Source organism: Brachybacterium vulturis (assembly GCF_002407185.1).
GTDB classification, from domain to species: domain Bacteria; phylum Actinomycetota; class Actinomycetes; order Actinomycetales; family Dermabacteraceae; genus Brachybacterium; species Brachybacterium vulturis.
On the sequence record NZ_CP023563.1, the window covers coordinates 2,957,837 to 2,970,552 of the forward strand.

Below are 12,716 nucleotides of genomic sequence, written 5' to 3' on the forward strand. Positions count from 1 at the left end.
GTACACTGCCGGTCATGCCCGCGCCCCTGATCTGGCACATCACCGAACTGTCCGCCTGGGAGGCGGCGGTCCGGTCGGGCTCGTACACCCGCGCCACGCGCGATCGCGAGCTCGCCGACGAAGGTTTCCTCCATGCCTCCTGGCCCGAGCAGGTCTCGAAGGTCGCCAAGCGCGTCTACCCGGATCGCCCCGCAGCTCTGGTGATCCTCGAGATCGACGTGGCCCGTGTCGAGGCGGCCGGCATCGCCGTGGACATCGAGGCCGATGTGGACGGCAAGGGTCGCGGCTACCCACACATCAAGGGCCCGCTGCCGGTCAGCGCCGTGGTCCGGCTGCGCCGCACCAAGTGGATCGGCCGAGAATTCGTGGTCGTCGCCTGATCGACGTGCCGAAAGGCTCCGGCGTACCATCGGGTATGGCCAGGTCACGTCGCTCCGCGAAGTATCTCGATATCCATCCGCAGGATCCGCAGCCACGCCTGATCGAGCAGGCGGTGGCGGTGCTGGAGGAAGGCGGCCTGATCGCCTACCCGACGGACTCCTGCTATGCACTGGGCTGCACGCTCGGCAACGCCGAGGGGCTCGAGCGCATCCGCCGGATCCGGCAGGTCGGCAAGGACCACCATTTCACGCTGGTGTGCGCGGACTTCTCGCAGCTGGGACAGTTCGTGCTGGTCTCGAACCCGACCTTCCGCCTGGTCAAGAACTCCACCCCCGGTCCGTACACCTTCATCCTCCCGGCCACCCGGGAGGTGCCGCGGAAGATGGCGCATCCCAAGAAGCACACGGTCGGGGTGCGGATCCCGGATCACCGGGTGGCGCATGCCCTGGTCGAGGCGCTCGGCACACCGATCGTCTCCTCCACCCTGATGCTGCCGGAGCAGGAGGAGCCGCCCACGGAGGGCTGGGTGGTCCAGGACCTGCTGGGCGAGCAGGTCGAGGCGATCATCGATTCCGGTGAGGTGGGCACGGAGCCGACCACGGTCGTCGACCTGTCCGGCGGCGACCTGGTGATCGCCCGGGAGGGTGCCGGGGACGTCAGCCGGTTCTGACCCCCCGGTCCGGGAGCGGAGTGCTCAGGCCGCTGCGTGCCGATCCCGGGTGCTGAGCACGGTGGAGAAGAGCAGGATGCCCAGCGCGTACACCGGGACCATCCACAGCGCATAGCGCAGGGTCATGGCATCTGCGAGGGCTCCCACCAGGGGCGGTGTGAGGAAGAAGCCGAGGCGTGCGAACCACCCCACCACCGTGATGCCGACGCCGGGGGGTACGCCCGGGAGTTCGTCGGCCGCACGGAAGGCGGCGGGGAACAGGGTGGCCACGCCCCAGCCGGCGGCGGCGAAGCCGATCACTGCCATGGCGGCTGAGGGCATCAGCAGCGCGAGGCTCATCCCGGTCATCCCCACCAGGGCCCCCAGACGGGCGGTGGCACGGTCCCCCAGACGGTCCACGACGGCATCCCCGGTGAAGCGGCCGATGGTCTGCGCTCCCTGCATCGCGACGAAGGCCATGCCGGCCAGGAAGGGGGCGGCTCCGAAGGTCTCGGTCATGAACAGGGCGCCCCAGGTGCTCCCGGCATCCTCCGTGGAGCCGGCGAACACCAGCACCATGCCGAGCGCGCTCACCAGCACCAGCGCATGCAGGCTCATCCCCGCGATGCGCAGCCCGTGCGGGGAGGCATCGGCGGGCACCTCGCCCGCGGAGGCGGCCGACGGGCCGGCGGTCCCCGGCGCGGGCGTGCGCTCTGCGGAGTCGTGACCGGGCAGCAGGAAGCGGAAGGATCCCGCGGCCAGGGCGCCGAACAGGAGCAGCCCGATCATGCCCTGGCCCCACAGCGGGAGCCCGAGCTGGGCGGCGGCCGCACCGAACAGACCGCCGACGACCGCCCCGAGGGACCACCAGCCGTGGTAGCTGTTCATGATCGAGCGGCGGTAGCGACGCTCGACGCGCATCCCGTGGGAGTTCATCGAGATATCGGTGATCGCATCGGCGGCGGCCGCGAGGGCGAGGGAGAGCGCCAGCCACAGCCAGCTCCCGGCGGTGTAGACCAGCAGATGGGAGGTCGAGGCGATGATCTGTGCGGCCACCGCGACACGCGCCGAGCCGAAGCCGCCCATCAGTCGCGCCGCGAACAGGCCCGAGAGCAGCCCGCCGATCGGTCCGAGCCCGATCGCGAGTCCGAAGGCGGTGTTGCTCAGCCCGATCGTGTCCACCAGTTCCGGGTAGCGCGGCATGATCGCGCAGAACGAGGCGCCGTTGAGGAAGAAGACCAGGGAGACGGCCCAGCGGGCACGGCGCACTGAGGCGGGGACGGCGGGTCGGGTGAGGTCGCCGGAGGACGGCGCGTGAGCGTTCACGAGACACCATTGTGGACCATCCGCTCGTCGTCGACCAGCAGGCGGGGGCCTCGTCGCCGGTGCCCGGCCGCACCGCCCCGCGCCCCGGCGCCTGCGCCCGACGCCGGAGCGCCCAGCGCCGTACCCTGGCACCATGTCGACACATCTTGGCGCCGCGCCCGGCCAGATCGCCCCCTACGTGCTCATGCCCGGCGACCCCTATCGTGCCCGCTGGATCGCCGAGACCTTCCTCGAGGATCCCGTGCAGTACAACGACGTGCGCGGGATGCTCGGCTTCACCGGCACCTATCGCGGGGTCCGCGTCTCCGCCCAGGGCTCGGGCATGGGGCAGCCCTCGATGGCCATCTACGCCCAGGAGCTGTTCCAGGACTTCGACGTGGAGGCCATCGTCCGCGTGGGCACCTGCGGCGGGCTGTCGGAGACGGTGAGCGTGCGCGACGTCATCCTCGGCGTCTCCGCCTCCACCGACTCCGCGATGAACGTGCCGCGCTTCGGCCAGGTCTCCTTTGCCCCGACGGCGGATTTCACCCTGGCGAGGCTGGCGGCCGAGGTCGCCGAGGAGCGGCTGCTGCCGGTGACGGCCGGTGGGCTCTTCTCCTCCGACCAGTTCTACAGCCCCGACACGGAGATCACGGAGACCCTCGCGGGGTACGGGGTGCTCGGGGTCGAGATGGAGACCGCGGCGCTGTACACGCTGGCGGCGCAGTTCTCCCGTCGCGCGCTCGCGCTGTGCACCGTCTCGGATCATCTCCTCACCGGGGAGAAGACCAGCTCGCAGGAGCGTCAGGAGACCTTCGAGGACATGATCGTGGTGGCGCTGGAGTCGATCGTGCGTCTCGAGGCGGTGCGGCCCTCCCGCTGAACCGCAGCCGCCGCGCTCGGGGACCTGCCCCGGACATGCTCGTGCCCGGTCGCCGTGAGGCGCCGGGCACGAGGGAGGTTCAGCGGGTGGTCACCGGTTCAAGAAGCGCGGCACCAGGTCGAAGGTGGCGTACAGCGAGACCATGCACATCGCCAGGCCGCCGCAGAAGACGAGCACATGGGGATCCTCCATCGTGATCAGGCTCATCACGTACAGCCCACCGGCGAAGAGGCAGAACAGCACGGCGAACAGCACGATCGACAGGCCGACGCTGTTGCCCTTCGAGGTCACGTTCTCGTCCTCGTGCACCTGTGCGCGGGGCCCGTCCGTGACGTGCTCGTTGCTCATGATCCCTCTTCTTCCGACTCAGATCCGCTCGATCCCGCACGTGCTGCGGGCGATCGTGCCCATCCTAGACCAGGGAGCCCACGGGAGCGGACACCTCGCGGTGGTGGATCGCCGTGAGCAGGCTCTCGAACAGCGCCGCGCCGCACTCCCCGTCGATCTCCGGATGCCACTGCACCCCCAGGACGCTCGAGCCGGTCTCCGCCTCCACGGCGAGCGGGAGACCGCTGGCGTGGCGGGCCACGATCCGCAGGTCCCCGCGCACGGCACGCACGCCCTGGTGGTGGAACGCGGTGACCTCGGCGCGGGTGCCGAGGGCGAGGGCGAGGTCGCTGGCGGCCTCCACCTCGGCCTCGACCGCGGTGGGCTCCAGGCCGGTGGCAGGATGCGCCGGCAGATCCACGGGCAGGTGGCGGTGCAGCGCACCGCCCTCGGCGACGACGATGATCTGCAGTCCGCGGCAGATCCCCAGCACGGGCACGTCGTTGCGGCGGGCGGCGCGGTACAGCGCAGTCTCGAACGCGTCCCGCTCCGGATCCGGGATCATGTCGGTGGCCAGGGCGTCCGCGCCCCAGGCGGCCGGATCGAGGTCGGTCCCGCCGGTGAGCACGAGACCGTCCAGCTCGGCGATCTCCTCGTCGCTCCACTCGTCCTGCACAGCGAGGATGACGGGACGGGCACCGGCCTCGCGCAGGGCGCGCACGTACTGCTCGTTGACACAGACGGCGTCATGGCCCGACCAGGCGCCCGACATCATCGTGCGGGTCCCCGCGGTCACGCCGATGAGCGGGCGACGAGTGCGCTGCGCCATGATGTTGTCCTTTCCGCAGAGGAGCGAGGTTCCGGGCCGCCGGTCGACGACTGGACCCAGTTCACCGCACCTGCGGGACGTCGGGCGAGCTCTGTGGCGGAATGTGACAGCGGCTCGGGGCGGCGCAGGCCGGGGTGTCAGCGGAGCGCTCCGATGCGTCCGTGCTGCTCGATCGCCTGGAGGTAGTAGCCGCGCAGCTGCTCGGCGACCACCGGCCAGATGCGTCGGCGCACGGACTCCTCGGCCGCTCTGCCGAAGGCTCTCCGCTTCGCGTCGTCGAACAGCAGATCGCGCGCGCGGTCGCGCAGCTCGTCGAGCATGCCGGGGGTAAAGAGCCAGCCGGTGCGGCTGGGGGCGACCAGGTCCACCGGTCCCCCGCGGCGCGGGGCGATCACCGGCAGTCCGGAGGCCATGGCCTCCTGGAGGGTCTGGCCGACGGTCTCCAGCTCGCCGGGGTGGATGAACAGATCGGCGCTGGCGAGGTGGGCGGCCAGATCGGTGCCGGTGCGGAACCCGGCGAAGTGCGCCCGGGGCAGCAGCCGTCGCAGCCTGTCCTTCTCCGGTCCGTCGCCCACGATCAGCAGACGCACCCCGGGCATGTCATGGATGATCCTGAGGTCCGCGACCTGCTTCTCGGGAGCGAGGCGACCCACGTAGGCCACCAGCTTCTCCTCGGGCCGCGCATAGGCGGCGCGCAGCGATTCGCTGCGCAGCGCCGGCGAGAACAGCGAGGTGTCCACGCCGCGCCGCCACAGGTCCACCCGCTCGATGCCGTGGCTGAGCATCTGGTCGCGGCTCGCGTGGGACGGGGCTAGGTTCACCGTCGCCCGGTTGTGCACGTCCCGCAGCAGCTGCCAGGTGGCGCTCTGGAGGAACGGCATGCCGTACCGCGCGGTGGACCCGGGGACATCGGTCTGATAAGCGGCGACCGTGGGGACGCCGGCCCGCTGCGCCGCGACCGCGGCGCGGCCGCCGAGGATCATCGGGGAGGCGAGGTGGATGACGTCGGGCCGGAACTCGTCGATGCGTCGGCGCAGCGCCGAGGCGCTGGTGGTGGCGATGCGCACGTCCCCGCAGCCGGGCATGGGGGCGGAGGCGATGCGGCGCACCGGCACCTGCCGGCCGCAGGAGGTGGGCAGGGAGGTGGTGGCACCCGGCCACCGCGGGGCGATGACACCGAGGTCGTCGCCGGTGGCGGCGAAGTGGTCGAGGACGCGGAGCACCGAGCCCGTGACGCCGTTCAGGTGCGGCAGGAACGATTCGGAGACGACGAGGATCCTCACGCCCTCGATGATGCGCCAGCAGGGTGTCGGTACGGTCACCGCGACCTTGCCCCCGGACGGCGCCCGGGTGAACTCCTCGAGAACTCCGGCCCGGTCCCGGCTGCGTGCTGTGGTGACCGCAGCACAGGACTACGCTGGGACTCCCAGGTGGACGGCTGCAGCCGTCCCCGTGCCGCACAGCAGGTGAGCGGATATGCACACTCCTCCGGGTCGGGACCGCACGACGGCGGTCGGGGCCGACGGAATACGCCTCGGCCTCCGCACCATCGGGGACGGGGCCGCCCTCCTGCTGGTCCATGGCGGCATGGGCACCGCGGACCGCTGGGACCCCCTGCTGCCGCTGCTGACCGAGCACGTCGAGATCACCGCGATGGACCGGCGCGGGCGCGGATCCAGCGGGGACGGGGAGCAGTACTCCCTCGCGGCCGAGCAGCGCGATGTGCTCGCCGTCGCCGAACACCTCGCGCACCGGCAGGGGTCACCGATCGATGTGCTCGCCCACAGCTTCGGTGCGCTGTGCGCGCTCGGGGCCGCGGCCGCCGGGGCCCCGATGCGGCGCCTGGTGCTCTACGAGCCGCCCGGACCGCCGACGGTCACCGCGGACTGGCTCGAGCGGATGCGCGCTCTCATCGCCCAGGACCGGCCCGGCCCGGCGATGGTGAGCTTCCTGGTGGACGTGATCGGCTACAGCCCGCAGGAGGTCCAGGCGTTGCGTGAGCGAGCCGGCGGCGGCGACCCGTTGCCGATCGTCCGGCGGACGATGGTGCGGGAAGCCGAGGCGCTGCGCGGCGCGGACCTCACCGGTCTGGCCGTGGACGTCCGCCAGCCGGTGATGCTCCTGCTCGGCACCGAGAGCAGGCCCTGGGCGTCTGCGGTGACCCGGCAGCTGGCCGCCGCGCTGCCGAATGCCGAGATCGTCGACCTGCCCGGCCAGGGGCACGAGGCGATCGACAGGAATCCGCAGCTGGTCGCGGAGCGGGTGCTCGCCCATCTGGGTGCGACCTGACCGTCGGCCGTCGCACCGCCGCGGGGCGGCCGACGGGCGCGGAGGTCCTCAGACCCGCCGCGAGGCGATCTTCGAACCCTCCACGAGGGACTCCAGCTTCGCCCAGGCGATCTGGGGGTGGATGCGTCCGCCGAGTCCGCAGTCGGTCGAGCCGATCACGCGCTCGGGCCCGACGAGCCGCGCGAAGCGCTCCAGGCGCTGGGCCACCAGCTCCGGGTGCTCGACGACGTTGGTGGCATGGGAGACGATGCCGGGCACCAGCACCTTGTCCTCGGGCAGGGTCAGCTCCTGCCACACGGTCCATTCGTGCTCGTGGCGCACGTTCGCCGCTTCGAAGCTGACGTACTTCGCGTCGATCTCCAGCAGCAGCGGAGCGAGGTGGCGCAATTCGATGTCCGTGGTGTGCGGTCCGTGCCAGGAGCCCCAGCAGAGGTGGAAGCGAGTCTGCGCCGTGGGGACGTTCACCAGGGCGCGGTTCACGGCGTCGACCCGCTTGCGGGTGAAGGCGAGGTAGTCCTCGACGCTCGGCTCGGGGTTGATCTGGTCCCAGTTCTCGGCGATCGAGGGATCGTCGACCTGCACCGTGAGGCCGGCGGCGGCGATCGCCTCGTACTCGGGCCGCATCACCGCGACCCAGGCATCCAGGAAGGCGTCGACATCTCCGTAGTGGGCATCGACGATGCGGCTGCCCGAGCCGGGTGAGAGGGAGTTCAGGAAGCCGTGCTCGTAGCCGGCGGCGTCGAAGGCCGCGCGCGCGTTGGCGATGTCCTGGGCGATGAGCGCACGCCCGGTGTCCGAGTAGCCGACCGCGCCGGTCGCGGCCGGGAAGGTGGGCTGGGAGCCGACGGTGATGCCGGAGGTCGGATCCTGGTAGGCCTCGGCGAAGAGGGTCCAGTCGCGGCGGTCCGGGAAGGTGGTCAGGCGCACGTCGCCGGGCGCGGAGCGCACCGGCTCGGAGGAGAAGATGTCCTCCCCGGTGATCTCCAGGCCGTTGACGCGGTCGAAGATGTAGGACCACCAGGAGCCGAAGTTCACGGCCGAGCCCATCAGGTGCCCGTACTCGCCGTCGTTGGGGATCGCGATGCCGATCTCCCGCTGCCTCGCCACCACGTCCACCACGGCCTGCCGCAGCACCTCGCGGAACTCGGCGGTGGGTTCGGGGGTGAGACCGTCGGCGCCGACGGGGCGGGCGGCGTTGGCCTCGATCAGCTCGGGGCTGCGAGGGAGGGAGCCGGCGTGGGTGGTGAGGATCTCGGTCATGGACCGAGCCTACGAAGGGTGACGCCCCGGTCGGAAACCGGGGCGTCACAGGTGTTCACACGGGCCGGGTCTCAGTCACGCGGCCAGGTGGGCACCAGGTTGCGGTCGCCGAAGGCCTGCTCGACACGGCGCACCGGCGGCCAGTACTTCGACTGGATCCGCATCTGGGCGCTGTCGTGGACGGAGTCGTCCTCGAGCGCGGTCCAGCTGCCGGGGTAGACGGCGACCTCGCGCGAGTAGGGATGGGTCCACTCCCCCGTGGCGATCGAGGCGGCGGTGTGCGGGGAGTTGACCAGCGGGTTGTCGTCCGCCGGCCAGGTGCCGGCCACGACCTCCTCCGCCTCTTTGGCGATCATCAGCATCGCGTCGACGAAGCGGTCGATCTCGGCGAGGTCCTCGGACTCCGTCGGCTCCACCATCAGCGTGCCCGCCACCGGGAACGACATGGTCGGGGCGTGGAAGCCGTAGTCGATCAGCCGCTTGGCCACGTCGTCCACGGTGATCCCGGTGCGGTCGGTGAAGGGGCGCAGGTCCACGATGCACTCGTGGGCCACCAGGTCGTTGTCCCCCGTGTAGAGGATCTCGAAGGACTCGGAGAGGCGGCGGGCCATGTAGTTCGCCGCGAGCACGGCGGCACCGGTGGCATGGCGCAGGCCGTCCGGTCCCATCAGCCGGATGTAGGTCCAGGTGATCGGCAGGATCGACGCGGAGCCGTAGGGAGCCTGCGAGACCGGCGGGCCGCCATGGGGGCGGCTGCCCTGGCCGATCACCGGGTGCTCCTCCTGCTGCATCTCCGGGTGCCCGGGCAGGAAGGGCGCCAGGTGCGACTTCGCCGCCACCGGGCCGACCCCTGGGCCGCCGCCGCCGTGCGGGATGCAGAAGGTCTTGTGCAGGTTCAGGTGGGAGACGTCGCCGCCGAACTCGCCGGGACGGGCCACCTGCAGCAGTGCGTTGAGGTTCGCGCCGTCGACGTACACCTGGCCGCCGGCATCGTGGACCAGCTCGCACACGGTGCGCACCTCCTCCTCGTACACGCCGTGCGTGGAGGGGTAGGTGATCATGATCGCGGCGAGCTCGTCGCCGTGGTCCTTGATCTTCTGCTTCAGGTCGTCGAGGTCGATGTTGCCCCGGGAGTCGGAGGCGACCACCACCACCCGCAGCCCGGCGATCACGGCCGAGGCGGCGTTGGTGCCATGGGCGGAGCTGGGCACCAGGCAGACCTCGCGGCCGCTCTCCCCGCGGGAGGCGTGGTAGGCGCGGATCGCGAGCAGTCCCGCGAACTCGCCCTGGGAGCCGGCGTTGGGCTGCAGGGAGACGGTGTCGTATCCGGTGAGGTCCGCGAGCCAGGTCTCCAGCTGGGTGATCATCTCCAGATAGCCCCTCACGTCCTCGCGGGGCGCGAGCGGATGGACCGCGTTGAAGCCCGCCCAGGTGATGCCGGCCATCTCGGTGGCGGAGTTGAGCTTCATGGTGCACGAGCCCAGCGGGATCATCCCGCGGTCCAGCGCGAAGTCGCGGTCCGCGAGGCGGCGCAGGTAGCGCATCATCGCGGTCTCGGAGCGGAAGGAGGAGAACACCGGGTGCTGGAGGAAGGGGTCCTCCCGCACCAGGGAGTCCCAGCCGCCGCCCGAGCCGACCTCGGCCAGCTCCTGGCCCGGGGTCGGGGCGTGCGGGGCGAAGGCGGCGGCGATCTTCTCGAGGTCCGCTGCGGTGATGGTCTCGTCCAGCGAGAGGTGCACCAGGTCGTCGCCCACGGTGCGCACGAGGAACCCGGCGTCGCGGAGGGACGCGCAGATCTCGGTGGCCTGGCCGGTGGTGCGCACCTCGAGGGTGTCGAAGAAGCTCTCGCCCACCAGCTCGAAGCCGCTGCGGCGCAGCAGATCGGCCAGCGAGGCGGTGCGATCGGCGACGGTGCGGCCGATCCGGGTCAGTCCCTCGGGGCCGTGGTAGACGGCGTACATCGCCGCCATCACGGCCAGCAGCACCTGGGCGGTGGTGATCGCGCTGGTGGCCTTCTCCCGGCGGATGTGCTGCTCGCGGGTCTGCAGGGACAGCCGGTACGCGGGATGTCCGTCGACATCCTTCGACACGCCCACCAGGCGGCCGGGCAGCTGGCGCTCGAGACCCTTGCGCACGGCGACGAAGCCGGCGTGCGGGCCGCCGAAGCCGAGCGGGATGCCGAAGCGCTGCGAGGTGCCGACGGTGACGTCCGCGCCGAGGGAGCCGGGCGAGGCGAGCATGGTCAGGGCCAGCAGGTCGGCGGAGACGATCGCCAGAGCCTTGGTGGACGTGATCTCGGCGATGACGTCGCGCGGATCCCAGACCCGTCCGGAGGCGCCGGGGTACTGGATCAGCGCGCCGAAGTACTCGCCCTCCGGAGCACCGTCGACGGCGAAGTCGACCTCGCGCAGCTCGATGCCGAGGCCGTCGGCCCGGCCCTGCAGCACCGTCTTGGTGGCGGGGAGGGTGTCGGCGTCGACCAGGAACACGTTGCCGTTCCGCTTGACGCTGCGGCGGGCGAGCAGCATCGCCTCGGCGGCGGAGGTCGCCTCGTCGAGGGTGGAGGCATTGGAGATGTCCATCCCGGTGAGGTCGCAGATCATGGTCTGGAAGGTCAGCAGCGCCTCGAGGCGGCCCTGGGAGATCTCCGGCTGGTACGGCGTGTAGGCGGTGTACCAGGCAGGGTTCTCCAGCACGTTGCGCTGGATCACCGCGGGGGTGTGGGTGCCGTGGTAGCCCAGGCCGATCAGGGAGCGGTGGACCGTGTTGCGGTCCGCGAACGTCCGCAGCTCGTCGAGCGCGGCGGTCTCGGTGATGCCGGCGGGCACCACGGACTCGATGCTCCGGGGTCCTGCGCCCTGGTCCAGCAGGATCGTGCTGGGCACGGCGGCGGTGAGCATGGCGTCCAGGGACTCGTAGCCCAGGACCTCGAGCATGTGACGCTGCGCGTCGGGATCAGTGCCGACATGGCGGCGGACGAAGGAATCGTGAGCGTGCGCAGACGATGCGGTCATGGAGTGGGGCCCCTGGGAGTTTCGTGTGTGTGGTGATGCGTGGCGGCCGCACGGCGGCGCGTGGCACCGGCGGGAGGCGGCCGCGCACGGCGGCCGCCTCCGCAGCGGTCAGGACTGGGTGAAGGCGGTGTAGTCCGCGGCGTTCATCAGGTCGTCCGGGAGGGCCTCGTAGCTGACCTTGACCAGCCAGCCCTCCTCGAAGGGCGAGGAGTTGACCAGCTCCGGGGAGTCGACGACGGCCTGGTTGACCTCGGTGACGGTGCCGGAGATCGGCGAGAAGAGATCGGAGACCGACTTGGTGGACTCGATCTCGCCCATCTCGGTGCCGGCGCTGATCTCGTCGTCGACCTCGGGCAGATCCACGTAGACGACGTCTCCGAGCTGCTCGGAGGCGAAATCGGTGACGCCGACGACGGCGACGCCCTCGGAGTCGACGCGGACCCACTCGTGGTCCTTGCTGTAGAGGAGTTCTGCGGACATGGGAAAGGTCCTTTCTGGGGACAGGAGATCTCGGGGAACGGTGGGGTCGATCGGGGGCGTGCCTCAGTCGCGGGAGTAGAACGGCGTCGTCACGACGCGCACCGGGAGGTCCTTGCCGCGCACGTCGGCCACCAGAACGGTGCCGACCTCGGCGGCGCTCGCGGACACGAAGCCCATCGCGATGGGGTGGCCGAGGGTCGGGGACAGGACACCGGAGGTGATCGCTCCGACCTCGTGTCCGTCCGCATCGCGCACCTGGGCACCGGCCCGCGCGGCCCGACGGCCGTCGGCGGCCAGGCCCACCAGGACCGGGCGGTCGGACATGTCCGCGGCCTCGATGCCGGCGCGGCCGACGAAGTCGCCCTTGGACGTCAGCGCGACCACGCGGCCCATGCCCGACTGGGCGGGGTACAGGTCGCGGCCCAGCTCGTTGCCGTACAGCGGCATCCCGGCCTCGAGGCGCAGGGTGTCGCGGCAGGCGAGTCCGCACGGGACCAGGCGGTCGCCGCCGGCTGCGGTCAGCTGCTCCCAGAGCCCGGCGGCGAGCTCGTTCGGGACGTACAGCTCGAAGCCGTCCTCACCGGTGTAGCCGGTGCGGGCGATCAGCATCGGCTCCCCGCGATAGGTGCTCTCGGCGAAGCGGTAGTTCTTCATCCCGCTGAGGTCCGCGGCAGCCAGGGACTCGACCCCGCTGTCGCTGCCGAGCAGTGCGTCGCCCAGGATCTGCTCGCTCGCCGGACCCTGCACGGCGATCAGCGAGGTGCGGGCGGAGGCGTCGTCGACCTCGACGTCGAAGCCCTGCGCACGGGCGCTGAGCTCGGCGGCATCGACCTCGGCGTTGGCCGCGTTGGCGACCACCAGGAAGTGCTCCGCGGAGAGCCGGTAGGTGATGACGTCGTCGATCACACCGCCGTCCTCGGTGAGCAGCAGCGAGTACTTCGCGCGCCCCACGGACATCGCCGAGAGCTTGCCGGCCAGGGCGTGGTCCAGGGCGTCCCCGGCCTGGGGGCCGCGCAGGTGGATCTCGCCCATGTGGCTGAGATCGAAGATGCCGGCGCTCTCGCGCACGGCCCGGTGCTCGGCGAGATCGGAGTCGTACCGCACGGGCATGCGCCAGCCGGCGAAGTCGGTGAACGTCGCGCCGAGCGCCTCGTGGACCGCCGCGAGGGCGGTGCTGCGCAGGTCCTGGTCGGGCATAAGGCTCCTTACTCGTCCGTGGGCGGTCGGCGGGCAGGCTCTTCATCGCCCTTCACGCAGTCGCGGCGACCGGTGCGCCACCTCGCTGTGGCGCAGACTCAC

General features: G+C 71.3%; 12 protein-coding genes. 4 read left to right on the forward strand and 8 right to left on the reverse strand.

Annotated elements, in window-relative coordinates; all coding sequences use genetic code 11:
* The first annotated feature begins 14 nt into the window (after window positions 1-14).
* Both CFK38_RS13285 and CFK38_RS13290 read left to right on the forward strand, forming a co-directional pair.
* On the forward strand, window positions 15-380 hold the full coding sequence (locus tag CFK38_RS13285) for a DUF952 domain-containing protein (protein WP_096803497.1): 366 nt from the start codon (window positions 15-17) through the stop codon (window positions 378-380).
* A 35-nt stretch (window positions 381-415) separates the two neighbouring features.
* Window positions 416-1,051 carry an L-threonylcarbamoyladenylate synthase gene (locus tag CFK38_RS13290; RefSeq protein ID WP_096803498.1) on the forward strand — a complete coding sequence of 212 codons (636 nt, stop codon included), beginning with the start codon at window positions 416-418 and terminating at the stop codon, window positions 1,049-1,051.
* A 24-nt stretch (window positions 1,052-1,075) separates the two neighbouring features.
* On the opposite strand, the gene CFK38_RS13295 is transcribed toward CFK38_RS13290, so the two are convergent.
* On the reverse strand, window positions 1,076-2,356 hold the full coding sequence (locus CFK38_RS13295) for an MFS transporter (RefSeq protein ID WP_096803499.1): 1,281 nt from the start codon (window positions 2,354-2,356) through the stop codon (window positions 1,076-1,078).
* Between the two features lie 133 nt (window positions 2,357-2,489).
* Here CFK38_RS13295 and deoD point away from each other — a divergent pair, with 133 nt between their 5' ends.
* Window positions 2,490-3,218 carry a purine-nucleoside phosphorylase gene (gene deoD, locus CFK38_RS13300; protein ID WP_096803500.1) on the forward strand — a complete coding sequence of 243 codons (729 nt, stop codon included), beginning with the start codon at window positions 2,490-2,492 and terminating at the stop codon, window positions 3,216-3,218.
* A 90-nt stretch (window positions 3,219-3,308) separates the two neighbouring features.
* Here the strand turns inward: deoD and CFK38_RS13305 are convergent, their stop codons facing one another.
* The 3 genes from CFK38_RS13305 to CFK38_RS13315 all read right to left on the reverse strand — a co-directional run bounded on the left by CFK38_RS13305 (window position 3,309) and on the right by CFK38_RS13315 (window position 5,657).
* The gene (locus CFK38_RS13305) at window positions 3,309-3,566 is read right to left on the reverse strand and encodes a hypothetical protein (RefSeq protein ID WP_096803501.1); all 258 of its coding nucleotides are present in this window, start codon (window positions 3,564-3,566) and stop codon (window positions 3,309-3,311) included.
* A gap of 64 nt (window positions 3,567-3,630) precedes the next feature.
* A complete protein-coding gene (locus CFK38_RS13310) occupies window positions 3,631-4,374 on the reverse strand; it encodes a gamma-glutamyl-gamma-aminobutyrate hydrolase family protein (protein WP_096803502.1) in 744 nt (247 codons plus the stop codon).
* Window positions 4,375-4,511: 137 nt separating this feature from the next.
* Window positions 4,512-5,657, reverse strand: a complete 1,146-nt coding sequence (locus CFK38_RS13315) for a glycosyltransferase family 4 protein (protein WP_096804363.1) — start codon at window positions 5,655-5,657, stop codon at window positions 4,512-4,514.
* Window positions 5,658-5,850: 193 nt separating this feature from the next.
* Here CFK38_RS13315 and CFK38_RS13320 point away from each other — a divergent pair, with 193 nt between their 5' ends.
* Window positions 5,851-6,663, forward strand: a complete 813-nt coding sequence (locus tag CFK38_RS13320; RefSeq protein ID WP_096803503.1) for an alpha/beta fold hydrolase — start codon at window positions 5,851-5,853, stop codon at window positions 6,661-6,663.
* A 48-nt stretch (window positions 6,664-6,711) separates the two neighbouring features.
* Here CFK38_RS13320 and CFK38_RS13325 read toward each other — a convergent pair whose 3' ends face one another.
* From CFK38_RS13325 to gcvT, 4 genes are all read right to left on the reverse strand, one after another.
* The gene (locus CFK38_RS13325) at window positions 6,712-7,923 is read right to left on the reverse strand and encodes a cobalamin-independent methionine synthase II family protein (RefSeq protein ID WP_096803504.1); all 1,212 of its coding nucleotides are present in this window, start codon (window positions 7,921-7,923) and stop codon (window positions 6,712-6,714) included.
* A 71-nt stretch (window positions 7,924-7,994) separates the two neighbouring features.
* Entirely contained in the window at window positions 7,995-10,937 is a 2,943-nt protein-coding gene (gene gcvP / locus CFK38_RS13330) for an aminomethyl-transferring glycine dehydrogenase (RefSeq protein ID WP_096803505.1), read from the reverse strand.
* Between the two features lie 108 nt (window positions 10,938-11,045).
* A complete protein-coding gene (gene gcvH / locus CFK38_RS13335; protein ID WP_096803506.1) occupies window positions 11,046-11,417 on the reverse strand; it encodes a glycine cleavage system protein GcvH in 372 nt (123 codons plus the stop codon).
* Between the two features lie 63 nt (window positions 11,418-11,480).
* On the reverse strand, window positions 11,481-12,614 hold the full coding sequence (gene gcvT, locus CFK38_RS13340; RefSeq protein WP_096803507.1) for a glycine cleavage system aminomethyltransferase GcvT: 1,134 nt from the start codon (window positions 12,612-12,614) through the stop codon (window positions 11,481-11,483).
* Between the last annotated feature and the right edge of the window lie 102 nt (window positions 12,615-12,716).

Excerpts from the sequence above, each read along its gene's own strand:
- CFK38_RS13285 (WP_096803497.1), top strand. The coding sequence starts at position 15 with ATGCCCGCGCCCCTGATCTGGCACATCACCGAACTGTCCGCCTGGGAG.
- CFK38_RS13290 (WP_096803498.1), top strand. The coding sequence starts at position 416 with ATGGCCAGGTCACGTCGCTCCGCGAAGTATCTCGATATCCATCCGCAG.
- deoD (WP_096803500.1), top strand. The coding sequence starts at position 2,490 with ATGTCGACACATCTTGGCGCCGCGCCCGGCCAGATCGCCCCCTACGTG.
- CFK38_RS13305 (WP_096803501.1), bottom strand. The coding sequence starts at position 3,566 with ATGAGCAACGAGCACGTCACGGACGGGCCCCGCGCACAGGTGCACGAG.
- CFK38_RS13310 (WP_096803502.1), bottom strand. The coding sequence starts at position 4,374 with ATGGCGCAGCGCACTCGTCGCCCGCTCATCGGCGTGACCGCGGGGACC.
- CFK38_RS13320 (WP_096803503.1), top strand. The coding sequence starts at position 5,851 with ATGCACACTCCTCCGGGTCGGGACCGCACGACGGCGGTCGGGGCCGAC.
- CFK38_RS13325 (WP_096803504.1), bottom strand. The coding sequence starts at position 7,923 with ATGACCGAGATCCTCACCACCCACGCCGGCTCCCTCCCTCGCAGCCCC.
- gcvP (WP_096803505.1), bottom strand. The coding sequence starts at position 10,937 with ATGACCGCATCGTCTGCGCACGCTCACGATTCCTTCGTCCGCCGCCAT.
- gcvH (WP_096803506.1), bottom strand. The coding sequence starts at position 11,417 with ATGTCCGCAGAACTCCTCTACAGCAAGGACCACGAGTGGGTCCGCGTC.
- gcvT (WP_096803507.1), bottom strand. The coding sequence starts at position 12,614 with ATGCCCGACCAGGACCTGCGCAGCACCGCCCTCGCGGCGGTCCACGAG.